The sequence below is a fragment of the Streptomyces olivaceus genome, from assembly GCF_000721235.1.
In the GTDB taxonomy this organism is placed as follows: Bacteria; Actinomycetota; Actinomycetes; order Streptomycetales; family Streptomycetaceae; genus Streptomyces; species Streptomyces olivaceus.
The window spans coordinates 196,482-221,261 of sequence record NZ_JOFH01000005.1 but is presented as its reverse complement, the minus strand read 5'-3'; the positions used below and the strand labels follow the sequence as shown (position 1 = coordinate 221,261).

The window sequence follows — 24,780 nt, the reverse complement described above, 5'->3', positions numbered from 1 at the left end:
CGAGAGGTCGAGGAGCAGATGGACGACAACGATCACAAACTGCGGCACTACCTGAACCTGGTCACGGCAGACCTGGTACAGGCCCGAAAGCGGTCGGAGGAACTGGAGCGGCGGGTCGGCGAGCCGATCGCGATCGTCGGCATGGCGTGCCGCTACCCGGGCGGCGTGCGCTCACCGGAGGATCTGTGGGAGCTGGCGGTCACCGGGCGGGACGCGATCACCCCGTTCCCCCAGGACCGGGGCTGGGACCTCGACTCGCTCTACGACCCCGACCCCGGTCGCCCGGGGACCAGCTACACCCGGGAGGGCGGTTTCCTGAGCGACGTCGCGGACTTCGACGCGCAGTTCTGGGGCATCTCGCCCCGTGAGGCCACCGCCCTGGACCCGCAGCAGCGGCTGCTGCTGGAGACGTCGTGGCAGGCCCTGGAGCGGGCCCGGATCGATCCGCACTCGCTGCACGGCAGCGAGACCGGGGTGTTCGTGGGCCCGAGTGTGACCGACTACGCGGCCCTGTTGGCGCGCTACCCGGCCGGTTTCGAGGGGCTCCTGCTCGGCGGCCTGGCAGGAGCGATCATCTCGGGCAGGATCTCCTACCTTCTGGGGCTGGAGGGTCCGGCGGTGACCCTCGACACCGGCTGTTCCTCGTCGCTCACCGCCCTGCACCTCGCGGCGGGAGCGCTGCGCGCCGGGGACTGCTCACTCGCCCTGGTCGGTGGCGTTTCCGTGTTGGCCACGCCGGGCTCGTTCGTCGAATTCAGCACCCAGCGCGGGCTCGCTCCCGACGGCCGGTGCAAGTCCTTCGGCGACGCCGCGGACGGTACGGCCTGGGCGGAGGGTGTCGGCATGGTCGTGGTCGAGCGGCTCTCCGACGCCCGCCGCCACCGGCACCCGGTGCTGGCGGTGCTGCGCGGCTCGGCCATCAACCAGGACGGGGCGTCGAACGGGCTGACCGCGCCGAGTGGCCCGTCCCAGCAGCGGGTGATCCGGCGCGCGCTGGCCGCGGCCGGGCTCACGTCCTCCGACGTCGACGCCGTCGAGGCGCACGGCACCGGCACGACCCTGGGCGACCCCATCGAGGCCCAGGCGCTGCTGGCCACGTACGGGCGTGACCGGCGGCCCGGTCGTCCGCTGTTCCTGGGGTCGCTCAAGTCCAACCTGGGCCACAGCCAGTCCGCCGCCGGAGTGGGCGGTCTGATCAAGACGGTGATGTCGCTCCGGCACGGCACGCTGGCACCGACGCTGCACGCCGACCCGCCGTCCACCGAGGTCGACTGGACGGCCGGCGACATCGAACTCCTGCAGGAGCCGCGGTCGTGGCCGGAGACGGGGGACCGGCCGCGGCGTGCGGCGGTCTCCGCCTTCGGCATCGGCGGTACCAACGCGCACGCCATCCTCGAAGCGGTGCCCGAGGACGAGCCCGGAAGGGAGGGGGACGGCGTCGCGCACCGCACGCTCGCGGCCGTTCCCTGGCTGGTCTCCGGCCGCACGGCGGCCGCGATGCGCGCCCAGGCCGCGCGGCTGGCCGCCTTCCTGACGGACCGGGCCGAGCCGGCCGACCCCACCGACGTCGGACACTCACTGGCCACCACGCGTGCCGCCCTGGACAGCCGCGGCGTCGTCGTGGCCTCCGACCGGGAGGACCTGATCGCCGGGCTCGGCGCACTCGCCCGGGGCACGCCGCACGCCGCGGTCACGACAGGCACCACCGTGCGCGGACGGCTCGCCTTCCTGTTCACCGGCCAGGGGGCGCAGCAGCCGGGCATGGGCCGCGAGCTGTACGCGGAGCACCCCGTCTTCGCCGAGGCGTTCGACGCCGTCTGCGCGCACCTGGACGGCCCGCTCGGCCGTTCGCTGCGTGACCTGACCTTCGCCGGGGACGACCCGCCGGACCTGCTCGACCGCACCGGTTTCGCCCAGCCGGCCCTCTTCGCCGTCGAGACCGCGCTGTTCCGGCTCGTCGAGTCGTGGGGTGTACGCCCGGACTTCGTCGCGGGGCACTCCATCGGCGAGGTCACTGCCGCGCACGTGGCCGGGATACTGTCGCTCGAGGACGCCTGCGCGCTGGTCGCCGCCCGGGCGCGCCTCATGCAGGACATGCCTCCCGGCGGCGCGATGGTCGCCGTCCGTGCGGCCGAGGAAGACATCCTGCCGATGCTCGACCAGCTGACCGGCCTCGTGTCCGTGGCCGCGGTGAACGGCCCTGCCTCGGTGGTGCTCTCCGGCGACGAGAAGGCACTCGCCACGCTGACGGCGACGCTCGCCGACAAGGGTCTCCGCCCGCGCGCACTGCGGGTGAGCCACGCCTTCCACTCACCGCGGATCGACCCGATCCTGGCCGACTTCCGGTCGGCGATCGAAAGCCTCTCGTACGCCGCGCCGCGCATCCCGGTCGTGCCGCTCGCTCCGGGCGGGGCGGACCGGGGCGAGCGGATGCGTTCGGCGGACTACTGGGTCGCCCAGGCCCGTGAGGCGGTACGGTTCCACGACGGTGTCGTGCGCCTGAGCGAGGCCGGTGTCACCACCTTCCTTGAGCTCGGGCCGGGCGGGGTCCTCGCCGCTCTCGGCCGGGACTGCCTGCCGCCGGCCGGTCCGGGCCTGCCCGAGCGGACCTTCGTGCCGACGCTGCGTCAGGGCCGGGCCGAGCCCGCCGCGCTGCTGGACGCGGTGGCTGCCCTTTTCGTCCGCGGCGTGCCGGTCGACTGGCGCGCGGTCTACGCGGGCACCGGAGCCGCCCAGCTCGACCTGCCCACGTACGCCTTCCAGCGCCGCCGCTACTGGCTGGTCGACCACCTGCCGACCGGGGCGAGTCTGCTGGCCGACCAGGGGGTCGTCGGCGGGACGGGGGCCCCGCTGCCCAAGGCGGTGACGGCCGAGACGGTCCCCGGGATCCCCTCCGTACGCGCCGCGATGGCCGATCGCCCGCGCGGGGAGTGGGCGGAGATCCTGCTCGCCGCGGTGCGCGACCAAGCGGCACAGCTGATGGGCTACGACGCGCCCGAGGACGTGGACCCCCAGCGGGGCTTCGCCGAGCTGGGCTTCGACTCGCTGACCGCGGTCTGGCTCACCGAGCGCCTGGGGGACGTCACCGGGCTGGAGCTGTCCCGGACACTGGTCGTCGACTGGCCGACGCCGCATGCCGTGGCCACACATCTGGCCGACCGGTTCGCCGCGCTCGGCGACCTCGGAACACCACCGGCCGTGCCCGCCGCCGCACCGGCGCGTCCGACGCCGGCGGGCGCGGACCGGGCGACGCCGCCCGCGACCGATCCGCTGCCGGCCCTCTTCGCCCAGGCGTGCGCGCAGAACCAGGTGAAGGACGGGTTGGAGCTGCTGGCCGTCGCCGCCCGGATGCGCGTGGGTGCCGGCTCGCCCCGTATGCGGGAACCGGTCAGCTTCTCCCAGGGATTCGCGGGCCCGACCCTGGTCTGCGTCCCGTCCGTGATGGCTCCCTCCAACGTCTACCAGTACGCTCGGACGGCCGACACGCTGCGCACGACGCACAACATGGCTGTGCTGTCGTTGCCGGGCTACGCCGACCACGAGTCCCTTCACCGCACCCGGACCGATCTGGTGGCTGCGGTCGCCGAGACGGTGCTCTCCCACGTGACCGGCCCCTACGTCCTCGTCGGATACTCCTCCGGCGGCTGGATCGCACACGCGGCAGCCGCCCGTCTCAAGGACCTCGGCACTGCACCGGAGTCGCTCGTGCTGCTGGACAGCCATCTGCCCGGCAGTACGGGTCTGGCCGAGATCCAGTCCGGCCTGCTCGGCGACGCGTATGCCGAATGGACCGCGACGCAGCCGCCGCGCGGCGCCGAACTGACCGCGATGGCACACCATCTCCAGTTGTTCGACGACTGGGCACCGACCGACATCGACGGCGTGTCCACGCTGCTGCTGTGTGCCACCGGACGGATGGGCGGTCAGCCGCGCACGGGCGAGCACCGGCGGGCCCACTGGGGCCCCGAGCATGACACCGTCGACGTGCCCGGCACCCACCTGAGCATGATCGACGAACACGCCGCGAGCACCGCCTCGGCGATCAGCGACTGGCTGGCCCGACGGCCCGCCCGTCCCCCGCACACCGACTCGATCGGGCAAGAAGCCCCGTGACCGATACGCGCCGGTCGAACCGCCCCGCATACGGACACGCGGCCAATGAGCACGCCTCAGAGAAAAAGGACATGACTGACCACATGGATACCCAGCCGGAGCGGGTCTCGGACTTCTACGACGTGTTCACCCACATGTTCCTGCGTTTCTGGGGTGAGAACTTCCACTACGGATACTGGCTCTCCGACGAGGACGACAGCTCCGTGGACGTCGCCACGGATCGGCTCACCGACGTGCTCATCGAGCAACTGGGGCTGCGGCCCGGCCAGCGGATGCTCGATGTCGGCTGCGGTATCGGAACGCCCGCGCTCCGCCTGGCCGGTACGGTCGAGGCGGACATCACCGGCGTCACGATCAACTGGGGACAGGCGCAGGAGGCCAATGCCCGCGCCGCGGCGGCGGGCCTGTCCCATCGCGTCCGGTTCGATCACGCCGACGCGATGGCGCTGCCCTATCCGGACGCCTCGTTCGACGTGGCGTGGGCGTTCGAATCGCTCCTGCACATGGACCGCTCCCGCGCGCTGGCGGAGATGAATCGGGTGCTGCGCCCCGGCGGCCGCCTGGTGATCGCCGACACCTGCCAGCGCGAGCCGATCGGGCCGGAGTACCAGGACGTACTCGACGACGCGAAGGGGAAGTTCGCCATCGTCGAGCTTCCCGGCATCGACGACTACCGGGCCCTGATCACCGGCGCGGGCCTGGTACTGGACGAGTTGCTGGACGTCAGCGAGCACACCAGGCGGACGCTGCGGATCATGGCCGACGGCGCGAGCGAGCACCGTGGCTCCCTGGAGGAGCAGTTCGGCGACACGGCCCGGCAGTTGATCGAGGTCCTGGTCCACCCGGTCTCCGCACTGCCGGAGTTCGGCTACCTGGTGGCCACGGCGCACAAGACGCCGTAAGCGCGTCGCCGGCCGTCGAAGCGGGAGCGCGGCCGGGCGCTCTGACGCGCAGCGCCTGCTGTCGGAGCGTTCGGCGAGGAGGAGCCGGACAGCCGTGAAGCGCCTGGTGGGCAAGGTGATTCTCGTCGTGAACAACGCGCCCGCGTAAAACCCGCACCCGAGCCCTCCCGGCTCGCTCAGAGTTTGCCCTCCATGAGAACCGTGCGATGCCCCCCAATCGCTTGGGAGAGACCTGTGAGGAACCCGGGGCTGAAGTCGGGCCAGTCCCAGAACTCGAAACCGAGGTACCCGAAGGCGAAGTAGTCGTCCGACCAGGTCCACGCAGTCAGGTCACCAGGGCGTCGACAACGCGGGCAGGCGACTGCCGCGCTGCCCGTGTCGCTCCAGGCGTTGATGGCCTTGCCGAAGGGCTCCCACACACCCTCGATCTCCTGCAGCCGGTCGGTGTAGAAATCCGCACGCCCGGCACAGTGAGGGCACACGGCGAACCTGGGTTCGCCCTGACCGCAGTTGAACACGGTGCGGCTGGTCTCGATCCTCAGTCCGTCGCTGGGCTCCCAGTCCTCCTGACCGACCGCCTTGGCCCATGAAGGACCAGGCGGATGCCCCGAAGGCGCCCCGAGAACACAGTCGGTGAGCTCGGCCCGGACTATCCCCTCCCTGACCAGCCAGTCGAGTCCGCTGTCTGCCCAGGTGCGAGCGTCCGCATGCGTGGCGTCGAGGTCGACGACGGTCTGAAAATAGTTCCCCATGAGCCAACAATAGAAGCAGTCACCGACAGCACGTCACCGAGCCCGTTCGTTGGATCCGGCAGAACAGAGTGCCCTTCTGCCCGCAGATGAAGCCGCTTCTCGACGCCTACGCCGCCCAGCTCGTCCGAGCCCGTCGACGCTGCCCGCTCAAGTCGCCAACTCGCGCCCTCACCCGCCAACTGAAGCCCTCGTTCACGACCGGGGCCCGGGGGCGGTTCGGGGCGCGGTGGTCACAGGTCGAACTCCAGGTGCTCGATGTCCGTGAACCGGACCTCTTCCAAGGAGCCGGCGCGACGGCCGGCGTCCTGGAAGTAGACCTCCTTGAGTGCTTCGGCCGCGATCTCCCGCAGTTGCCGGTCGTCGGCGCCCGACTCCTGGGCGGTGAAGAGGCGGGCGGCGTACTGCGGGGGCAGTGCGACGGTCAGGTGGCGGACGCGGTCCTGGTCCGTCGATCCGATCGGTGCGGTGTAGCCGAGGCGGGCGCGGGTGTCGATGACGATGCCGCCGGTGGTGGCCGCCTTCTGCCGGGCCCTGGCGCGGATCTGGGGCTGCCAGCGCTTCTTCACCTCGCGTTCCAGGCGTGCGGCGAGGTCCGGGCGGGGCTTCTTGATCTGGTCCTTCACGTAGCGCTCGACGGTGCGCTGGGAGACCCGCAGCATCCGGGCGACCGGACCGGTGCCCTTCATCTGCTTGACCAGGTACCTCATCCGGGCGCCCGCGCTCTTGGGCGCGGGCCGGGTGAAGGCCTTCTGCACGGCGGCGTCCAGGCCGTCCTCGAACAGGCTCATCGCCGGCTCCTACTCTCCGCTGTCGGCGTCGGTGACGGTGCCGTCCTTGATGTACCGGGCCAGGTTGAGCTCCGGCGCGTCGAACCGCTCGCGGACCTCCTCGCCCCACAGGACGCTCTGGGTGCCCTCGTGCTTGACCAGGCCCGGGTTGACGCCGAGTTTGAAGCCGCCGGGCAGCGGCTTGCCCTCGCGGTAGGGCAGGAAGTCCAGAGGGCTCTCACCGCCTGCCGCGTAGACGACGCAGTCGGACAGGACCGCGACCGGGTACTGGCCGGTGAAGGCCGCGTGCTTGACGATCTTCCGGTGCAGGTTGATCCGTGTGCGGGAGATGACCGCCGCGCGGATGTCCGGCCGCCACGTCGGGCGGGACAACGCCCGCCAGGGCTCGCCCGGCCGCCAGCCCTCGCCCCGGGGCCGCTCGCGCAGCTTGCCCAGGCCGCCCTTGACCGTCGCCTTGATCGCCGAGACGACGGCCGCCAGTTCCGGATCGCCGTCCTTGTGGCCGGCCATCGCCTGCAGGAAGTCCTCCGGCGCCATGTCCGCGCCCACGCCGAGGTCGGCCATCGTGGCGAGGTAGGCGTCCCGGAGCCGCTGGTACCAGCCGTCCAGGTAACGGCCGTTCTCGTACCGGACGTACGCCTCGATCGGGCGTACCCCGTAACCGAGCTCCACCGCGTACGCCACGGTGGGCGTCGCGTACCAGGCCGGGCCCTCGGGCCGCTCGCCCTTCGGCGTGAACGGGCTGGGCAGCCGGCCGGCGTCCAGCTCCGCCCACGTGTCCTTTCCGGCCTTGACCCGGGACAGGTCGACGTGGGAGAGGTCCACCAGCCACGAGCCCGGCAGCTTCGGATCGAACACCGGCTCCTGGACGCGGGTGGGCGAACCGAGGCCGACGATCAGGCCGTTGGCGCCGGCCGCGAACGCCATGTTCACGTCGATGCCGACCAGGTGCCGCAGGGTGCACTCGTCATCGGTCATCGGCCGCGCCCAGTCGTACGCCTCCTCGAACAGCTTCTCCGCCGGACCGCGGACGTGGAAGCGGGGCAGGTCTGCCAGGAGCGGGTGCCCGTCGGGGGCCTCGCACGGCGCCGGGTCGACCGGGTCCTTGCCCAGCGAGCCGGGGTTGTGCTCGGAGTGCCGCCTGCCCTCGGCGTCCTGCTGGGACGCGCGGGTGGGCGGATGCAGGGCGGTCATCAGCTCCAGGCCGGTCACGGCGGTCGAGCCGCGCGGCGTCATCACCCGGGCGGCGTACACGCCCAGCACGCGGGCGAGTTCCGCGGGCGGGAGCTGCGCGGCGTTCCCCCAGTGGCGCGCGTCCAGCGCCTGCCAGAGCGGGATGCACAGTTGCACGCACTGGCGGTCCGAGCCCTTGGCCGGGCGGTAGATCCGTGCCCATGGGCCGAAGCCCCGCTTGGTCAGCTGCCACTCGGCGCGCGCGAGCTGCTTGACGACCTTGTGGCTCTCCGGGATCCGGCCGGCGAGCCGTTCCTCCTCGCTGAGGGCGACGGGCAGGCCGTAGCGCTTCAGGGCGGCCTCGGTGAGCACGAGCAGCGGGTCGGCGTCCTTGCCGGGAGCGGACAGCCTCGGCTGTCCGAGCCGCGCCTTGGTCAGCGCCCATTCCACCAGGGCCGGGACGGTCTTGGCAGGCACGTCGAGGACCAGGCCGCCCGTGCAGTACGCCAGCACCTGCCCGTCGGCGCCGGCGTCGACGACCGCCAGCGGTCCGTGCTCGAAGCGCGTGTCGGTGCTGCCCGCCGGCGTGGGCGCGGGGGCCGCCCTCTTCGCGCCCGGACGGCGCGACGCCGGCGGCGGTCCGGTGCGCCGTGCCGGGCCGGCCGGAGCTTCGGTGACGGGAGCAGAGGCAGAGGCAGGGGCAGAGGCAGGGGCCTGCGTGTCCTCGGTCGCGGTCATGCCCGCGACGTCGGGCTCCCGCCCGGCGGACGGGGTCCGTGCCTCCGCCGGAGCGGACGCGCCCGTGGACGTGACGGGTGCCTCCGCGACGGCCGCCGTCTCTGCGGGAGCGGGGTAGAGGTCCGCGAGCCGCCGCAGCAGCCGGGCGTACGCCTCACGCTCCGGGCCGCGCGGCTCGGTGGTCTTCTTGACCGACTCCCAGCCCGACACCGTCGCCCGGCGCACCTTCAGCGCGGCGGCCACTTCGTCCAGCGTCAGGCCGTGCGCGACCCGCAGCCGCTTGCGCTCCTCAGCCGGCGGCAGCGGGGAACGAGACGCGACCAGCGCGTCGACCGCGTCGAACAACTCGGACATGGAACACCTCCGGACCTCACCCTACCCTCGGGCACCGTACGGATCGCGTACCTTCACCGCATTTTGCGCGTACGGCCGGTGTCTCAGTTCGCGCGGCCGCGGGCGTAGGCGCGGAGATAGGGCGCGGGAACGGGGAGGTCGGTGTGGCCGAGGCGGAGTGCGGCCCGGATCGCGAAGTTCGGATCGCGCAGCATCTCACGGCCGATGAGCGCGACATCGGCCTGCCCGGACAGGAGGATCTGCTCCGCCTGGTGCGGGTCGGTGATCATCCCGACCGCGGCGGTGGGCACGCCGGTCCGCCGGCGGATCTCGGACGCGAAGCGCACCTGGTAGCCGGGGCCGACGGGGATCTGTGCCAGGACGTTGCCGCCCGTGGACACGTCGATGAGGTCGACGGAGTGCTCGCGCAGCAGGTCGACGACCTGGATCGTGTCCTCGAGAGTGATACCGCCCTCGGTCCAGTCCGTGGCCGACAGGCGTACGAGCAGGGCGAGTCCGTCGCCTGTCTCGGCGCGCACCGCGTCGACGATCCGCAGCAGGAGCCGTGCGCGGTTCTCGAGCGACCCGCCGTACTCGTCCTCACGGTGGTTGCTGAGCGGCGAGAGGAACTCGTGCAGCAGATAGCCGTGGGCGGCGTGGATCTCGATGAGCTCGATGCCCGCGTCGACGGCCCGGCGGGCGGCGGCGGCGAACGCCTGCACGATGTCGTCCATCTCGGAAGGGGTGAGTGCGCGGGGCTCGGCCAGCCCGGTGAAGGGGATCGCCGAAGGGGCGACGGCCTCCCACCCGCCCTCCTCGACGGGGATGCTGCCCTGGCCCGCTGTTCCCCACTCCGGAAAGACGCTCGCCTTGCGTCCCGCGTGTGCCAACTGGATCCCGGCCACGGCACCCATCGAACGCATGAACTGCACGATCGGTACGAGCGCGTCACGCTGCTCGTCGTTCCAGAGCCCCAGGTCGGTCGGTGAGATCCGCCCCTCCGGCACGACCCCGGTCGCCTCGATGATGACGGCGCCCGCCCCGCCGCGCGCGAGGCCCCCGAGGTGGGCGGCGTGCCACGGTGTCGCCACGCCGTCGCGGTTCTCGACGGCGTACTGGCACATCGGCGGAACCCAGACGCGGTTGCGGATCTCGACGCCGCGCAGCGTGAGGGGTTCGAAGAGCTGCTTGGACACGGTGGATTCCTCTCGCTCCGGAGGACGCGGGACGCCGGACCGGAAGTTCGATGACTCTCGTAATACGAAAATCACCGTACTACGACGGTCATCGAACAACGTCACGTACCCTGGGTGGAAGACGAGGGAGGCGGCGTGCGCACACTCGACCATCCCGCTCGGGAGCAGATGCGGCTCGACGCCGTCCTGATGGCCCTCGCGGACCCGGTACGGCGCCACATCGCGTGCCGCCTCGTCGAGAGCGACCACGATCAGGCGTGCTTCTCGTTCGAGGTCCCCGTCACCAAGTCCACGGCGTCGCACCATTTCCGGGTGCTGCGGGAGGCCGGCATCATCCGGCAGACCTACGAAGGCACGTCCATCATGAACGCGCTGCGCCGCGAGGACCTCGACGCGCGGTTCCCCGGACTCCTGGACGCCGTCTTCCGCGCGCAGCACCTGCAGCATCCGTAGCCGGCGCCGCGCCGCGTCCGGGAGCCGCGGGGCGAGACGGGGACGGCACGGTGGTGGTTCAGGCGGCGCGGGCGTCGTCGTAGGCGTCCCGGTTGGCCAGTACGTCGTCCATGTGCCCCTCGGCCCAGGACTTGAGGCCGCGCATCGTCTCGTACAGCGACAGGCCGAGACCGGTCAGCTCGTAGGAGACCGTGACCGGCACGGTCGGCACCACGGTGCGGGACACCAGGCCGTCGCGCTCTAGGGAGCGCAGGGTCTGGGTGAGCATCTTCTGGCTGACGCCGGCCAGCAGGCGCTGCAACTCCGAGTAGCGCATCACCCGGGGCCCGCCGGCGCAGTCGGTGCCGGGCCGGTGCGTGCTGCCGCTGCCGAGCGCGGCCAGGACCAGGGTGACCCACTTGTTGGAGATCCGGTCGAGCAGCTCGCGGCTGGGGCAGGCGGCCACGAAGGCGTCGTACTCCGCCTTGGCCTGTGCCCTCTGCTGTGCTGCCGTCGTCGTCGCCATGGGGCGTTCCTCTCACCAGCGGGTGCCTTACGCACTTCGAAGTGCCTACTTCCCCAGAGGAAGCTACGCACCAATAGTGGTGCACGGCGCCATCAGGCACCACCCCCTGACGCATGACGAAAGGCACACCATGAACACCCCCGCCGCCCCGCTGCCCGGTGGCACCTGGACCCTGGGCGACCTGTCCGTCACGCGGTTCGGCTACGGCGCCATGCAGCTCGCCGGTCCCTGGGTCATGGGCCCGCCGGCCGACCGCGACGGCGCACTCGCCGTACTCCGCGAGGCCGTCGGCCTCGGCATCACCCACATCGACACCGCCGACGCCTACGGGCCGCACATCACGAACCGGCTGATCCGCGAAGCGCTGCACCCGTACTCCGACGCGCTGCACCTCGTGACCAAGGTCGGCGCGACGCGGGACGAGGAGGGAGGCTGGCCTCCGGCACGCGAGCCCGCGGAGCTGCGCCGGGCCGTCACGGAGAACCTGGAGAACCTCGGCCTCGACGCCCTGGACGTGGTCAACCTGCGGCTCGGCGACGCCCGAGGGCCCGTGCCGGGGTCGCTCGCGGAGGCGTTCGGGACCCTGGTCGACCTCCAGCGGGAGGGTCTGGTCCGGCACCTCGGCGTCTCCAACGCGACGGCGGAGCAGGTCGCCGAGGCACGCGCGATCGCGCCGATCGTGTGTGTGCAGAACATGTACAACCTCGCCCACCGCAACGACGACGCGCTGATCGACGAGCTCGCCGGGCAGGGCATCGCCTACGTGCCCTTCTTCCCCCTCGGCGGCTTCAGCCCGCTGCAGTCCTCGGCGCTCACGGCCGTGGCCGACCGGCTGGACGCGACGCCGATGTCGGTCGCCCTGGCCTGGCTGCTGCAACGGTCGCCGAACATCCTGCTGATCCCCGGCACCTCGTCGGTGGCACACCTGCGTGAGAACGTCACGGGCGCGGGGCTCCGGCTGTCCGACGACGATCTCGCCGAACTGGAGAAGATCGGCGCCTGACCGCACGGCGCTCGTCGCCGAGCCGCACGGGGCCGGGACCGGGCCGGACCCGTCGTCGGCCGCTTGCGGAGCACCGCCCTCCGGAGTGACTGCGCCCCGTCGCGCAGGGGTGTCCCCTCCTATGCTGGGAGCGTTCGTGGGCGTAGGGGGCGTGGAGGCACCGTGGGACTGGATCACCGTGACTACGAGGCCCTGCTGGCGCTCTCGGTCCACGCGTTGGAGCAGGCCGGCTCCGCGTCGCCGTGGCCCGCTCTGGTGGGGGCCCTCCGCGGGCACCTCGGCGTGGAGGCGGTGACGCTGACGGAGATCGCCCGGGAGCGCAGCCGCCCGCTCGCCTGGGCGCCGGGCCGCGTCGGTGAGGGCCGCGTCCGCGAACTGTCCCGGCAGTCCATGCGGAGCGGGCATCCGCTCGTCGGCCACTACCGCCAGGCGCGCGATTCCGTGCCGCGGACCGCGGAGGACCTGGCGGGGAGCGCGGTGTGGCGCAACAGCGCGGCGCGGTCCGTGGCCCGGGAGCACTTCGGTGCCGGACACATCCTGGGCCTGCCGTGCGCCCTGCCTTCAGCGAACTCCGGCGTACTGCGCGGGTGCGTCGTCTACAGCAGGACCCGCTTCTCACCGGCGCAGCACCTGTTCCTGCGGCGGGCGCAGCCGCTGCTGGCCGCGGTCGACGCGCAGGAACGGGTCATGGGGCGGATGCAGGAGGGGGCCGGCCGGCGCGCGTCGCGCCGGGCGCGGGAGTACGGCCTCACCCAGCGTGAGCTCGCGGTCCTGACGCTGCTCGGCGAGGCGCTCCCGGCCAAGGGCGTGGCGACACGGCTGGGGATCTCCGTACGCACCGTCCACAAGCACACGCAGAACCTGTATCGCAAGCTGGGCACCAGGGACCGCATGGAGACGGTGCTGCTGGCCCAGTCGCTGGGGCTGCTGCGGCCGGGCTCCCCCGTGCTCCCGCCGCATGCCGACCGATGAGTTCCCGCCGGTTGTGCCGTCTACCCGTGGAGGAAGGGAGCGCACCATGCGCAGGATCATCGTTTGCACTTTCCTGACGTTGGACGGCGTCATGCAGGCGCCGGGCGGTCCGGACGAGGACGCCGAAGGCGGCTTCGAGCACGGCGGCTGGCAGCGGCCGGTGGACGACGAGGAGGTCGGCACGGCCGTGGCGGGTTGGTACGAGCGCTCCGACGCGATGCTGCTCGGCCGCAAGACCTATGAGATCTTCGCGTCGTACTGGCCGACCGCCGACCCCGCCGATCCGTTCACCGACCGGATGAACGGCATGCACAAGTACGTGGCGTCCCGGACCCTGACGTCCGTCGCGTGGCGGAACTCCACGCTGCTGGAGGGCGACGTCGCCGAGGCCGTACGCAGGCTGAAGGCGTCCGACGGCGGCGACATCAACGTCGTGGGGAGCGGCGACCTCGCCCAGACCCTCATGCGGCACGGCCTCGTCGACGAGTACCGGCTGACCATCCACCCGGTGATCGTCGGCACCGGCAAGCGGCTGTTCGCCGACGGAGCGATTCCCACGGCGCTGGCACCGGTCGGCGTCTCGACCACGAAGGGCGGCACCGTCGTCGGCGTCTACCGGCCGGCCGGCGAGCCCGACCACGACAGCTACTGAGGCACGGCACGGCCGCGGACCGCAGGGCGCAGCTTCCGGGGACGCGGCCGGCCGGCGCCTGGCGTGCGCGCCGGGACGTCCGTTTCCCCACCCGTGCCGGAGCCGCTGCGGATCGTTCCGCAACAGGCTTGTGTCCTGCGTGTGTCAATGCCGGAGGTCGGGCGCGGAGTGCTGGTGCGCCCCGTCCGCCGTGTGCTTACCTGGGTGCCATGACCGTGCTCGTGACCCGCCGCCACGTCGACTACGCGCGCGTCACCACCACGGGCTGTTCGACCGCGCGCTGAGTCCGCGCTCCGGTCGCTGACCGGCCCTTTCCCACCGTTTGATACCGGCCGCCGCCCTGTTCGGGAGCGGTCGCGGTCCAGCGGTGCGTCGTGCCACGGCGTGTTCCGCCGTGTCCGAAGCAAGCCGTCACCACCCGGAGCACACCACCGTCGCACGGCCGCGCGCTCGACACTCCGCGCGCCGCAACTCCGCACCCGCACAAGGGAGAACCATGTCCCAGCCCCTCGACTCCGTCACCGCCGGACACACCCCCGACGACGAGCCCACCGGCCTCGACACCTCCGCCTGGTCCTTCGAGACCAAGCAGGTGCACGCCGGTGCCGCGCCGGACCCGGCGACCGGCGCCCGGGCGACCCCGATCTACCAGACGACGTCGTTCGTGTTCCGGGACACGCAGCACGCCGCCGACCTGTTCTCACTGGCCGAACCCGGCAACATCTACACCCGCATCCACAACCCCACCCAGGACGCCTTCGAGCAGCGGGTCGCCGCCCTGGAGGGCGGGGTGGCCGCCGTCGCGCTCTCCTCCGGTCAGGCGGCGGAGGCCCTGGCGATCCTCACGCTGGCGGGCGCCGGCGACCACATCGTCTCCAGCGCGTCGCTGTACGGCGGTACGTACAACCTGTTCCGGCACACGCTGCCCAGGCTCGGCATCGAGGTGTCGTTCGTCGACGACCCGGACGACGTCGATGCCTGGCGGGCGGCGATCCGGCCGAACAGCAAGGCGCTGTTCGCGGAGACGCTCGGCAATCCGCGCGGCAACGTGCTGGACGTACGGGCGGTCGCGGACGTCGCCCACGAGGCGGGCGTACCGCTGATCGTCGACAACACCGTGCCGACGCCCTACCTGCTGCGGCCGATCGAGCACGGGGCGGACGTCGTCGTGCACTCGGCGACCAAGTTCCTGGGCGGGCACGGCAACGCCGTCGCGGGTGTGGTCGTGGACGGCGGCACCTTCGACTTCGGGGCGCACTCCGAGCGGTTCCCCGGCTTCAGCGACCCCGACCCCAGCTACCACGGACTGCGGTACTGGCCCGCGCTCGGCCCGGGTGCCTTCGCCGTCAAGCTGCGCGTCCAGTTGCTGCGTGATCTCGGGCCCGCCATCTCCCCGCACTCGGCGTTCCTCCTGCTGCAGGGTGTGGAGACGCTCAGTCTGCGCATCGAGCGGCACTCCGCGAACGCCCTGGCCCTGGCCGAGTGGCTGGAGCAGCGGGACGAGGTCGCCGCCGTCCACTATCCCGGGCTGCCCTCCAGCCAGTGGTACGAGGCGGGGCAGCGCTACCTGCCGCACGGCGCGGGCGCGATCGTCTCCTTCGAGCTGCGGGACGGCGTCGAGGCGGGCAAGCGGTTCGTGGACGCCGTCGAGCTGTTCAGCCACCTCGCCAACATCGGTGACGTCCGCAGCCTCATCATCCACCCGGCGTCCACGACGCACAGCCAACTCGGCGAGGAGCAGCTGGCGGCGGCCGGCGCCTCCCCCGGCCTCGTGCGCCTGTCCGTCGGCATCGAGAACCTCGCCGACCTCAGGGCCGACCTCGACGCGGGGTTCCGGGCGGCGAAGGGCGCGTCCTGAACACCGTACTGACGTCTTCGCAGGCTCCCCTTCCGCCGGCCACCGGTGCCTGGCGGGAGGGGGACCCGCCCGGGCGGCGCCGGTGGTTCGACCGCGGCCGCCCGCTGCCTCTGGAGGCCGGGGGCGAACTGCCGCGGGTACGGCTCGCGTTCGAGACCTGGGGCCGTCTCGCACCGGATCGCTCCAACGCCGTGCTGGTGCTGCACGCCCTGACCGGCGACAGCCATGTCGCCGGTCCCGCCGGGCCGGGCCACCCCACCCCCGGCTGGTGGGACGGGCTGGTCGGGCCCGGCCGGGCACTGGACACGGACCGGTGGTTCGTCGTCGCCCCGAACGTACTGGGCGGCTGCCAGGGCAGCACCGGGCCGTCCTCCCCGCGCCCCGGCGGGCGCCCGTGGGGCGGTGACTTCCCGTTCCTGACCCAGCGCGACCAGGTGGCCGCCGAGGCCCTGCTCGCCGACGAGTTGGGCATCGGCCGCTGGGCCCTGGTGGTGGGCGGTTCGATGGGCGGGATGCGGGCCCTGGAGTGGGCCGTGGCGTACCCGGAGCGGACGGGTGCGCTGCTGCTGCTCGCCACGGCCGCGGCGGCGAGCGCCGAGCAGATCGCCTGGGCCGGCGCCCAGGTGCAGGCCATCCGCTCCGACCCCCACTGGCACGGCGGGGACTATTACGGCACCGGCCCGGGGCCGCACGCCGGTCTCGGCCTGGCCCGGCGGCTCGCCCACCTCACGTACCGCAGTGAACCGGAGCTCCAGGACCGCTTCGGCCGTGCGCACCAGGGGGCCGAGGACCCGTGGCGCGGTGGCAGGTACCAGGTCGATTCCTACCTGGGCCATCATGCCGCCAAGCTGGTACGGCGGTTCGACGCGGGCAGCTATGTCGTGCTGTCCGAGGCCATGAACAGCCACGACATCGGCCGGGGCCGCGGTGGTGTGCGCGCCGCCCTGCGCCGGGTGACCGCCCCCGCCCTGGTGGCCGGTGTCGACTCCGACCGTCTCTACCCGCCGTCCCAGCAGGCGGAGTTGGCGGCGGGCATCACCACGGCCGACCGTCTCCGGCTGATCGAGTCCCGCCACGGCCACGACGGCTTCCTCATCGCCGTGGAACAGGTCGCCGCACTCGTGGCGGAACTGCTCGCCGCCTGACCCCGTCCACAGGACGCCTCCGGACGGGACGGCGGGGGTTGCCACGTCGCGCCGGGCCCCGCGCTGCGGACTGCTCGGTCACTCGCAGAACGCGGTGTCCACGGCGGACACGACCGCCTCGGCCGCCTTCTCCGGGTCGTCGCCGAAGGTCCCCGGCAGCGCGGTCACCGCGAGCCCCACGGCACGGCCGTCGTCGGTCGCGCCGCCGCGGGTCTCGAATCCGTCGATGTCGCCGCCGTGCCCCCAGTACACCCCGCCGCAGCTGAGCGGCACGCTGAACAGGCCGAGCCCGTAGCGCCATCCGGGGAACAGCGGTGCGTCGACCGTGTCCCGCATCTGGGCCAGCTGCTCGGCCGGGAGCAGTCTGCCGTCGATCAGCGCGCGGTCGAAGGTGGCGAGATCACTCGGTGTCGAGATCAGCTGACCGGCCGCTCCGCCCCAGGACGGGTCCATCTCCGTGGCGTCGACGACGTTGCCCTTGTCCAGGTTACCCGTCGTGTACCCGTGCGGGTGCGGCCCCCGAATGGACTGGTCGCCCGGCTGGGGCCAGTAGGTGTGGCGCAGACCCGCCTTCTTGATCACTCGTTCGGTTATCTCCTCCTGCACCGGTCGCTCGGTCACCCGCTCGATCAGCAGACCGGCCAGCAGGTAGTTGGTGTTGCTGTACGCCCACTCGGTGCCGGGAGGGAAGTCGGCGGGCTGGGCCAGGGCCGCGGCGAGCAGGTCGTGGGGGTGGAAGAACTTGTGCTGGACCTTCTCGAAGTCCTCCAGGCCGATGTGCTCCGTGTAGTTGGGGAGACCGCTGGTGTGCTGCAGGAGGTTCCGCACGGTGATCCTGTCGGCGTCGATGCCGTCGCCGCGGACCACCCCCGGCAGGTAGGTCTCGATGGACGCGTCCAGGTCGACCTTGCCCTCGGCCACCAGTTGGAGGACCACGGTCGCGGTGAAGGTCTTCGTGTTGCTGCCTGCCCGGACCTGGCCGTCGTGCGGGACCGGCACCTGCTTGTCCAGCCGGGAGGAGCCGGCGACCAGTGAGGTCGTCCGGCCGTCCTTGCTCGTCCAGGCGATCGCCGCCGGGTACTTGTCCCGGCTCACCAGCGAGTCGAGGCTCTTCTGGAGGGCCGAATCACGGGTGGCGTCGGGCTGGTCCGCCACCGCCACATAGGTCACGGCCGTACTCATCAGCCCTGCCGCCGTCAGGACCAGCAGGCTCCTGCGCAGCTTCGAGAGGGGTTTCCTGTGCACCGGCACTCCTTGGGTTCTCCGAATTCGACATGGAGAACGATGCCGGTGACACGGGCGCGGGTCAGTAGCGTTGGCGCCCGTGTCTCGGGTAGCCCCAGCACCACCGTGCGGCAAGCCGCGGTGCGTGGTGCACGGGAGGTGCCTGTCCACCCTCGCTCTCAGCCCGCGACGGGGCCCGGGCGGAGGGTGGCGTGCAGGGTGTCGGTGACGAGTGCGGCGATCTCGGGTTCGTGGTCGGTCAGGAAGAAGTGACCGCCCGGGAAGACCTTCATCTCGAAGGCACCGGTGGTGTGCCCGCGCCACGCCTCCACCTCGTCGAGCCCGACATGCGGGTCCCGGTCCCCCGCGAGCGCCACGACCGGCCCGGCCACCACGGCATCCGCCCCGGTGCGGTGCGTCTCCGCCGCACCGTAGTCGGCGCGCAGCGTCGGCAGCACGAGTCGCAGCAGCTCGGGCTCGTCCAGGACGCGGCTGTCCGTACCCTCCAGCTCCCGCAGCTCGTCGACGAGCCCCTCGTCGTCGCGGAAGCGTACGCCCCGGTCCCCCTCGACGGACGGCGCACGCCGCCCGGAGACGAACAGCGCACACGGCGCGGCCGGACCCCCGCGTTCCAGCAGCCGCGCCAGTTCGAAGGCCACGGCACCGCCCAGGCTGTGCCCGAACAGGGCGAAGGGCCGGCCCGCGACCAGCGCCCCCAGTTCGTCGAACGCACCACGGGCCAGGTCCGGCACCGTTTCGAGGCACGGCTCCCGCAACCGGTCCTGTCGCCCCGGGTACTGCGCGGCAAGGACCTCGACGTCGGAGGGCAGCCGCCGGGACAGCGAGAAGAACGCACTCGCGGACCCTCCGGCATACGGCAGGCACACCAGGGTGAACCGGGCCTGCGGACGCGGGTGAAACGTACGGAACCATGAGTTCTTGGACGGGGCGGGTGGTGCCATCGTGGAACTGCTCCCTTCGGCCCGGCGGGTAGCCGCACCCACCGACCTTCTCGGTCTTTGGTCGTCACGGTATCCGTGCATGCCACCGTTACACGGCCGGTCCGCCCGTCCTGCTCCGCGGGCCCGCCGGCCCCCCGCAGCGTCACGGCCTCTTGCCCGCCCGTGATCCGCGGGCTACGTTTCCCGCTGATCGGAGTCTGCACGTTTCTTTCAATCCCCTTGCCGGGCAAGACTGGAAGGAGACGCCCGCATGCAGAACCGGAGTCTGTCCAGGAGGACCGTTCTCGCCTCCGCGACCTTGGCCGCCGCGGGCGCGACGGGTGTCGTGGGCGCCGCCCCCGCGGCCGCGCACGGGCGCGACCACCGCCTCAGGAGAATCATCTCCGGGATGAGCGTCGAGGCGAAGATCGGCCAGCTGTTCGTCCCGTACTTCCACGGTACGTCGGCGACTTCTCCCAGCCGGTCCGACCAGGACCGCAACCTCGCGGAACTCGGCGTCCGCACCGTCGCCGAGCTGATCGCCAAATATCACATCGGCGGTGTCATCTATTTCCACGGCTGGACGAACAACATCCGGGATCCCCGCCAGATCGCGGACCTGTCGAACGGTGTGCAGCGGGCCTCGCTCGCGCTGCCCACGCCCATTCCGTCCCTGATCTCCATCGACCAGGAGCACGGGGTCAACGTCCGTATCGGCAGCGGCGCGACGCAGCTGCCGGGCGCGATGGCTCTCGGCGCGGGCCGCTCGCTCCCGGACGCGCGCACCGCCGGACGGATATCGGGTACCGAACTCGCCGCCCTGGGCATCCACCAGAACTTCGCCCCGGTCGCGGATGTCAACGTCAACCCGGCCAACCCCATCATCAACGTCCGCTCGTTCGGCGCCGACGCCCGCGAGGTCAGCCGCATGGTGGCGGCGCAGGTGACGGGTTACCAGCAGAGCGGCGTCATCGCCTGCGCCAAACACTTCCCCGGGCACGGCGACACCGCGCAGGACAGCCACACGGGCCTGCCCGTGATCACGCACACCCGCGAGGAGTGGGACCGGGTCGACGCCCCGCCCTTCAGGGCCGCGATCGCCGCCGGCGTCGACTCGATCATGACCGCGCACCTCCAGGTTCCCGCACTCGACCCCAGCAACGAACCGGCCACCCTGTCGCCCGCGATCCTTCAGGGAGTGCTGCGCGGCGAACTCGGTTTCGAGGGCGTGATCGTCACCGACGCCCTCAACATGGAGGGCGTGCGCACCAAGTACGGCGACGACCGGGTACCCGTCCTCGCCCTCCGGGCCGGGGCGGACCAGCTGCTGTTCCCGCCGGACATCGGCGTCGCCTACAACGGGGTTCTGGCCGCCGTCCGCAGCGGAGAGATCACCGAGGACCGACTCGACGAGTCCGTCCTGCGCATCCTGCGCATCAAGGACAAGGCGGGCCTGCTCAGCGGCAGTCCCTACGTCTCGCGGACGGAGGTCGACCGGGTCGTCGGCGCCCGCGGCCACCGGGCCGCCGCCGCACGGATCGCCGAGCGCACCACCACCCTGCTGGTCAACGAGAACGCGGCACTCCCGCTGTCCCGCGGACACAGGAAGCTGCTGGTGGTCGGCGCCAGCCCGGCCTTCCCGACCGACGACAGCCGCACCACGGTGCCCGAACTGGCCGGGGCCTTCGACGAACTGGGCTACCGCACCACCCACCTCGCGACCGGCGGGGAGCCCGACGCGGCGAAGATCGACGAGGCCGTGGCCGCGGCGCGGGGACGGGACGCGGTGGTGGTCACGACCGACAACGTCGGCGCCACCAGCGCCCAGCGCACGCTGGTGTCCCGGCTGCTCGCGACGGGTGTCCCCGTCGTCCACCTCGCGGTGCGCAACCCCTACGACATCGCCCATCTCGGCGACGTCCCGGCCTCCCTTGCCTCCTACTGCTGGACCGAGGTCGAACTGCGCGCCGCAGCGCGGGTGATCGCCGGCCGCGTCGCACCCCTCGGACGGCTGCCGGTGCCCGTCCAGCGGGCCGACGACCCTGCCGAGGTCCTCTTCCGCGCCGGGCACGGCCTGTCCTACGACGCCTGACGTCCGCGGCCCGCCGCCGGCTTGAGGGAACGGCCCGCGGGGGCGCGGGGCGCGGGGTCAGGCCGGCGTCCGGGGATCCGGGGCCGGGTCGGTCGCGCGGGGCGCCGCGGGGACGAAGACGGGGGCGTCCTGCTGGTAGAAGATGTCGATGTCCGCTTCCTCGCCGCCGACGATCAGAGTGTCCCAGGCGCCGCTCTCCTGGAGTGTCCGCAGGGTGGCGGGGGCCAGCGCGGAGAGGTGGGTCCGCAGCTCCTCGTCGTCGGGCAGGCCCGGCAGGCGGGCCGCGAGGCGGTCGCGGATCGACCGCATGCGGTCGAGGAGGACCTCCAGGTCCCCACCCGTCGTCCCGGCCGGCGCGGGGCTCCCGGCAGCCGGTGCGCCCTCCATGCTGCGGTCGATGATGTCCTTGATCGCCCGGGTCACGCCGCGCTCGTCCGTCGACACCATCGCGTTCCAGGCGCGGCTCTTGTGGCGGTACTGGAGCATCGACATCGCCGCCTCGTGCCGGATGAAGTCCGCGTCGCGCAGCGGGCGCCCCTGCCAGACCCGGCTGAGGGAGCGGGCCAGGGACACGGCTGAGGCGAGGCCGCTGTTCAGACCGCGGCCCGGCCAGAAGTGGATGGCGTTCGCCGCGTCCCCCAGCAGGAAGCCGTACGTCCCGGGGCGGTCGCCGACCGGACGGGTGAGCTGTGCGGTGAACCGGGGCCGTTGCACCATGTCCAGCCGGAACGACGTGACGGCGCTGAGGTCGTCCTCGGCCACGCCGAACAGCCGCAGACCTTCCAGGATCCGCTTCCACAGCGGCGAACCGCGCAGCAGGGCGGGCAGGAAGAGCGTGCCGTGGGTCGGGCAGACGAACTCGTTGTCCTCCTGGCGGCTCATCACGCACGGCCGGGCCGCGATGCACTCCTCGAAGACCTGCCGCACCGGGTCGATGCCGACGATGCTGCGCGCCTCCTCCCGGGTCAGGCGCATGTTCAGGAAGCCCTCGCCGCGCAGCGAGTTGAGCAGGAACCGGTTCTGCGCCACGGTCAGCAGGACGCTCATCGGGTCCGGGAGACGGGACTTGACCCGCAGCCCCAGCACCACGTCCTGGAGGTGCTCCCCGTCGACGGAGTAGATGGAGGCGTCGGCCGCGCCGAAGCGGTCCGCGAAGTGCTCGCGGGTGCGGGAGCGGCCGCCCTCGCAGACGACCAGTACGTGGTCGCGCGCGACGAGGTGCTCGCTCTCGGCCGGGTCGAAACGCTTGGGCACCAGCCGGATCGCCGGCTTGGTGTTGGCCAGTTCCAGCAGCCGGTCCTCGATGTGGGCGATGCGGATGTTGCGCGGCGGCCGCCCGCTCACGGAGTCCGGGCCGAGCGGCCACATCTCGGAGAAGTGGCCCTCCTCGAACACCGTCGTCCGCATCTCCTCGGTCAGCGCCAGGTACTGCCGGCTCTGGACGGTGACGACCTGCTGGCGGCGGACGTTGCCGTGGCTCTCGTCCTTCCAGACGACCGAGGTGCCGCTGCGGATCCACCGGCCGTCGTGGACGGTGACCGAGACCCGGCCGGGCAGCGCGTCCTCCAGAAGCAGCGCGAAGGCCAGCCCGACCGGGCCGCCACCGGTCACCGTCACTCGGAGCACGCCGGGGTCGTTCGTCGCGTCGGCGCGGGGCAGGGCGAGCTGGGAGAGGTCCATGACCGTCTCCACCGCCTCCTGCGTCTCGAAGAGGAAGGTCTCGTCACCGATGCGTATGGTGTCGCCGGGCGTCAGCTCGTGCCGGGTCACGCGCCGGTCGTGCACGTACGTGCCGTTCCTGCTGTCGCGGTCGTGCAGCACGTACCTCCCGTCCTCGACGACGATCTCCGCGTGCAGTCGGGAGGCGCTGACATTGACGATCACGATGTCGTTGTCGCTCTTGCGTCCGAACGTCAGCGGAGCGTCGCCGAGGACCACGCTCTGACCGGCGAAGGGACCGGTGCGTCCCACGAGAACCGACAACATGGATACTCCTTCGGAAAAATGCGGCTGGTTGAAGTATCTACTGCATGTCGTCCGGTTCACTCACCGGCCGGACGGCAAGTCACCGAGAACGCAACCGAGTTGGACTTGGCGTCGAAGGGCTCGCGGATCTCCACCGCCATGGCGCTGCGCAGCGTCCCTTCCCGCGCGTACGTCGACAGCCGTACCGTTTCCTTCTTCGTGGCCGGGTCGCCCTCCCGGAAGGTGAGCGTCCGCCACTCCCGGTCGACCACCGTTCCGTTCTCCGAGACCCACCGGTAGGAGACCTGGAAGGGTGAGCGTGCCGTGAACGTGGCGGTGAACCAGGGTGCCTGCCCCTCTCCCGGCGGGCAACTGCCCTCGTACGCCGTCGCGCCGCCCGCCACCGTCACGGAAACGGGCGGCGACGCGGACGCGCCGTCCCCCTCCTTCCCGCCGCCCTCTGTGCCGCCGTCCTTGTCCACGAGCGCGTAGGTGAGGCCGCCGCCGAGCAGCACCAGCACGGCCGCACCGGCACCGATCAGGTACGCGGTGCGCCGGTTGCGCCGGGCCGGTGCGGCAGCGGTGGCGGGCTCGGACCCGGGGCCGGGCGGCGCGATCACCGGTCCGAAGCCCGGCCCCGGGGGCGGAGGTCCGAAGGACGGCGCAGGTGCGGGCGCAGACGCCGGTGGGGGTGTGGGTACGGTTGTGGCGCGCGGCTCGGCCGTCGTCCCGGGCTGTTCCGGCGGCCCGTTGACGACGGTCGGCGGTTCCTCCGCCACCGTGGCCTCGGCCGTGGCCGGCGAGGTCGCCGAGGACGGGACGGCGAGGGCGGTGGCAGTGGCCGTTGCCGTCTCGTTGCCGATGTCGGTGACGGTGCCGGGGTCGGTGCCGGTGCCGGGGTCGCCGTCGGTCTCCGGGGCGGGAGCCGACTCCCCTGCGGCCAGGCGGAGTTCACGCTCGGCCTGTTCGGCGGTCATCCGCCTGCCGGGGTCCTTGTGCATCAGGCCTTCGATGACCGGTGCGAGCGGCCCCGCCCGGTGCGGCGCGGGTGGAGCGTCGTCCACGATGGCCCGCAGCGTCGCGAGAGCCGTCGTCCGGCGGAACGGCGACCGGCCCTGTACCGCCGCGTAGAGGAGCACGCCCAGCGACCACAGGTCGGAGGCGGCGCCGGGGGTGCGGCCCAGCGCCCGCTCCGGCGCGACGTACTCGGGCGAACCGACGACCTCGCCGGTCAGCGTCAGCGCCGTGTCACCCTCGACCGTGGCGATCCCGAAGTCGGTGAGCACGACCCGGCCCTCGTCCGCGAGCAGGACGTTGGCGGGCTTCACGTCCCGGTGCAGGACTCCCGCACCGTGCGCCGCCCGCAGTGCGGCCAGCACCTCGGCGCCGATGCGGGCGGCCTCCGCGGAGGGCAGGGCCCCCTCGGCGCCGATCACGTCGGCCAGTGACCGGCCGCGGACGAACTCCATCACGATCCACGGCCGGCCGTCGAAGGTCGCCACGTCGTGAACGGTCACCACCCCACGGGCGTTGATCCGGGCCGCCGCCCACGCCTCCCGCTCCAACCGGGTGTACAGCTGGGCGCGCCGGGCCGCGGGCAGTTCCGTCGCGGCACGCACCTCCTTGACCGCCACGTCGCGGTGCAGCACCTCGTCGCGGGCGCGCCACACCGTTCCCATGCCGCCCTCTCCGAGCACGGACAGCAGTCGGTACCGCCCGGCGACCAGCCGTTCGCCCCCGGTGCCGGGCGAGGCCGCGTCCTGGTTGTGCATGGGTTCAACTCCCTGTCTCGGCCGTACCGCCACAGACATTATGAGTCCTCGTCCGGCACCGACTCACCACGTGCGCAAGGCACTTGAGCGCCGACCGAACCCTCCGGAACATCAGCCGCAGTACCGGCGGACCCGTCGCACGGAGACGGGTCCGGGGAGACGACTCCACAGACTTACTTGGCTAGCCACCTAACTGGTGCTAC

18 protein-coding genes are annotated in these 24,780 nt (G+C 72.2%); 9 read left to right on the top strand and 9 right to left on the bottom strand.

Going from position 1 to position 24,780, the window contains the following annotated elements; translation table 11 throughout:
* Positions 1 to 18 precede the first annotated feature (18 nt).
* Both IG94_RS44025 and IG94_RS0108735 read left to right on the top strand, forming a co-directional pair.
* Positions 19 to 4,113, top strand: coding sequence for a type I polyketide synthase (locus IG94_RS44025; protein WP_052410598.1), 4,095 nt, complete (start codon positions 19 to 21; stop codon positions 4,111 to 4,113).
* 71 nt (positions 4,114 to 4,184) lie between these two features.
* Positions 4,185 to 5,015 (top strand): SAM-dependent methyltransferase, encoded by an 831-nt coding sequence (locus tag IG94_RS0108735; protein ID WP_031033159.1) that lies wholly within the window; start codon positions 4,185 to 4,187, stop codon positions 5,013 to 5,015.
* A 176-nt stretch (positions 5,016 to 5,191) separates the two neighbouring features.
* Here the strand turns inward: IG94_RS0108735 and IG94_RS0108730 are convergent, their stop codons facing one another.
* From IG94_RS0108730 to IG94_RS0108715, 4 genes are all read right to left on the bottom strand, one after another.
* Positions 5,192 to 5,767 carry a hypothetical protein gene (locus IG94_RS0108730; RefSeq protein WP_031033157.1) on the bottom strand — a complete coding sequence of 192 codons (576 nt, stop codon included), beginning with the start codon at positions 5,765 to 5,767 and terminating at the stop codon, positions 5,192 to 5,194.
* A 230-nt stretch (positions 5,768 to 5,997) separates the two neighbouring features.
* Complete coding sequence (gene tpg, locus IG94_RS0108725; RefSeq protein WP_031033156.1) at positions 5,998 to 6,555, bottom strand: telomere-protecting terminal protein Tpg; 558 nt, start codon at positions 6,553 to 6,555, stop codon at positions 5,998 to 6,000.
* A gap of 9 nt (positions 6,556 to 6,564) precedes the next feature.
* Complete coding sequence (gene tap / locus IG94_RS0108720) at positions 6,565 to 8,820, bottom strand: telomere-associated protein Tap (RefSeq protein WP_031033154.1); 2,256 nt, start codon at positions 8,818 to 8,820, stop codon at positions 6,565 to 6,567.
* A gap of 83 nt (positions 8,821 to 8,903) precedes the next feature.
* Positions 8,904 to 9,995, bottom strand: coding sequence for an NADH:flavin oxidoreductase/NADH oxidase (locus IG94_RS0108715; RefSeq protein ID WP_031033152.1), 1,092 nt, complete (start codon positions 9,993 to 9,995; stop codon positions 8,904 to 8,906).
* A 168-nt stretch (positions 9,996 to 10,163) separates the two neighbouring features.
* Here IG94_RS0108715 and IG94_RS0108710 point away from each other — a divergent pair, with 168 nt between their 5' ends.
* A complete protein-coding gene (locus IG94_RS0108710) occupies positions 10,164 to 10,448 on the top strand; it encodes an ArsR/SmtB family transcription factor (RefSeq protein ID WP_107060473.1) in 285 nt (94 codons plus the stop codon).
* Positions 10,449 to 10,506: 58 nt separating this feature from the next.
* On the opposite strand, the gene IG94_RS0108705 is transcribed toward IG94_RS0108710, so the two are convergent.
* A complete protein-coding gene (locus IG94_RS0108705) occupies positions 10,507 to 10,953 on the bottom strand; it encodes a winged helix-turn-helix transcriptional regulator (protein ID WP_031033150.1) in 447 nt (148 codons plus the stop codon).
* 130 nt (positions 10,954 to 11,083) lie between these two features.
* Between IG94_RS0108705 and IG94_RS0108700 the strand changes: the two genes are divergently transcribed.
* The 5 genes from IG94_RS0108700 (at position 11,084) to metX (ending at position 16,583) form a co-directional block, all read left to right on the top strand.
* Complete coding sequence (locus IG94_RS0108700) at positions 11,084 to 11,956, top strand: aldo/keto reductase family oxidoreductase (RefSeq protein ID WP_031033149.1); 873 nt, start codon at positions 11,084 to 11,086, stop codon at positions 11,954 to 11,956.
* A gap of 162 nt (positions 11,957 to 12,118) precedes the next feature.
* Entirely contained in the window at positions 12,119 to 12,928 is an 810-nt protein-coding gene (locus IG94_RS0108695) for a helix-turn-helix transcriptional regulator (RefSeq protein ID WP_052410596.1), read from the top strand.
* A gap of 46 nt (positions 12,929 to 12,974) precedes the next feature.
* The gene (locus tag IG94_RS0108690; RefSeq protein WP_031033146.1) at positions 12,975 to 13,580 is read left to right on the top strand and encodes a dihydrofolate reductase family protein; all 606 of its coding nucleotides are present in this window, start codon (positions 12,975 to 12,977) and stop codon (positions 13,578 to 13,580) included.
* A 496-nt stretch (positions 13,581 to 14,076) separates the two neighbouring features.
* Positions 14,077 to 15,438 carry a bifunctional o-acetylhomoserine/o-acetylserine sulfhydrylase gene (locus IG94_RS0108685; protein WP_078892225.1) on the top strand — a complete coding sequence of 454 codons (1,362 nt, stop codon included), beginning with the start codon at positions 14,077 to 14,079 and terminating at the stop codon, positions 15,436 to 15,438.
* Positions 15,435 to 16,583: a homoserine O-acetyltransferase MetX gene (gene metX, locus IG94_RS0108680; RefSeq protein ID WP_078892224.1), complete on the top strand. Its 1,149-nt coding sequence runs from the start codon at positions 15,435 to 15,437 to the stop codon at positions 16,581 to 16,583. Before IG94_RS0108685 ends, metX begins: the two co-directional genes overlap by 4 nt.
* A 78-nt stretch (positions 16,584 to 16,661) precedes the next feature.
* Here the strand turns inward: metX and IG94_RS0108675 are convergent, their stop codons facing one another.
* Positions 16,662 to 17,765 (bottom strand): serine hydrolase domain-containing protein, encoded by a 1,104-nt coding sequence (locus tag IG94_RS0108675; protein WP_052410604.1) that lies wholly within the window; start codon positions 17,763 to 17,765, stop codon positions 16,662 to 16,664.
* A gap of 221 nt (positions 17,766 to 17,986) precedes the next feature.
* Complete coding sequence (locus IG94_RS0108670) at positions 17,987 to 18,769, bottom strand: thioesterase II family protein (RefSeq protein ID WP_031033141.1); 783 nt, start codon at positions 18,767 to 18,769, stop codon at positions 17,987 to 17,989.
* A gap of 250 nt (positions 18,770 to 19,019) precedes the next feature.
* Here IG94_RS0108670 and IG94_RS0108665 point away from each other — a divergent pair, with 250 nt between their 5' ends.
* Positions 19,020 to 20,840 carry a glycoside hydrolase family 3 protein gene (locus IG94_RS0108665; protein ID WP_031033139.1) on the top strand — a complete coding sequence of 607 codons (1,821 nt, stop codon included), beginning with the start codon at positions 19,020 to 19,022 and terminating at the stop codon, positions 20,838 to 20,840.
* Between the two features lie 57 nt (positions 20,841 to 20,897).
* Here IG94_RS0108665 and IG94_RS0108660 read toward each other — a convergent pair whose 3' ends face one another.
* Entirely contained in the window at positions 20,898 to 22,826 is a 1,929-nt protein-coding gene (locus IG94_RS0108660) for an FHA domain-containing protein (RefSeq protein ID WP_031033138.1), read from the bottom strand.
* A 56-nt stretch (positions 22,827 to 22,882) separates the two neighbouring features.
* The gene (locus IG94_RS0108655) at positions 22,883 to 24,577 is read right to left on the bottom strand and encodes a serine/threonine-protein kinase (RefSeq protein ID WP_031033136.1); all 1,695 of its coding nucleotides are present in this window, start codon (positions 24,575 to 24,577) and stop codon (positions 22,883 to 22,885) included.
* Between the last annotated feature and the right edge of the window lie 203 nt (positions 24,578 to 24,780).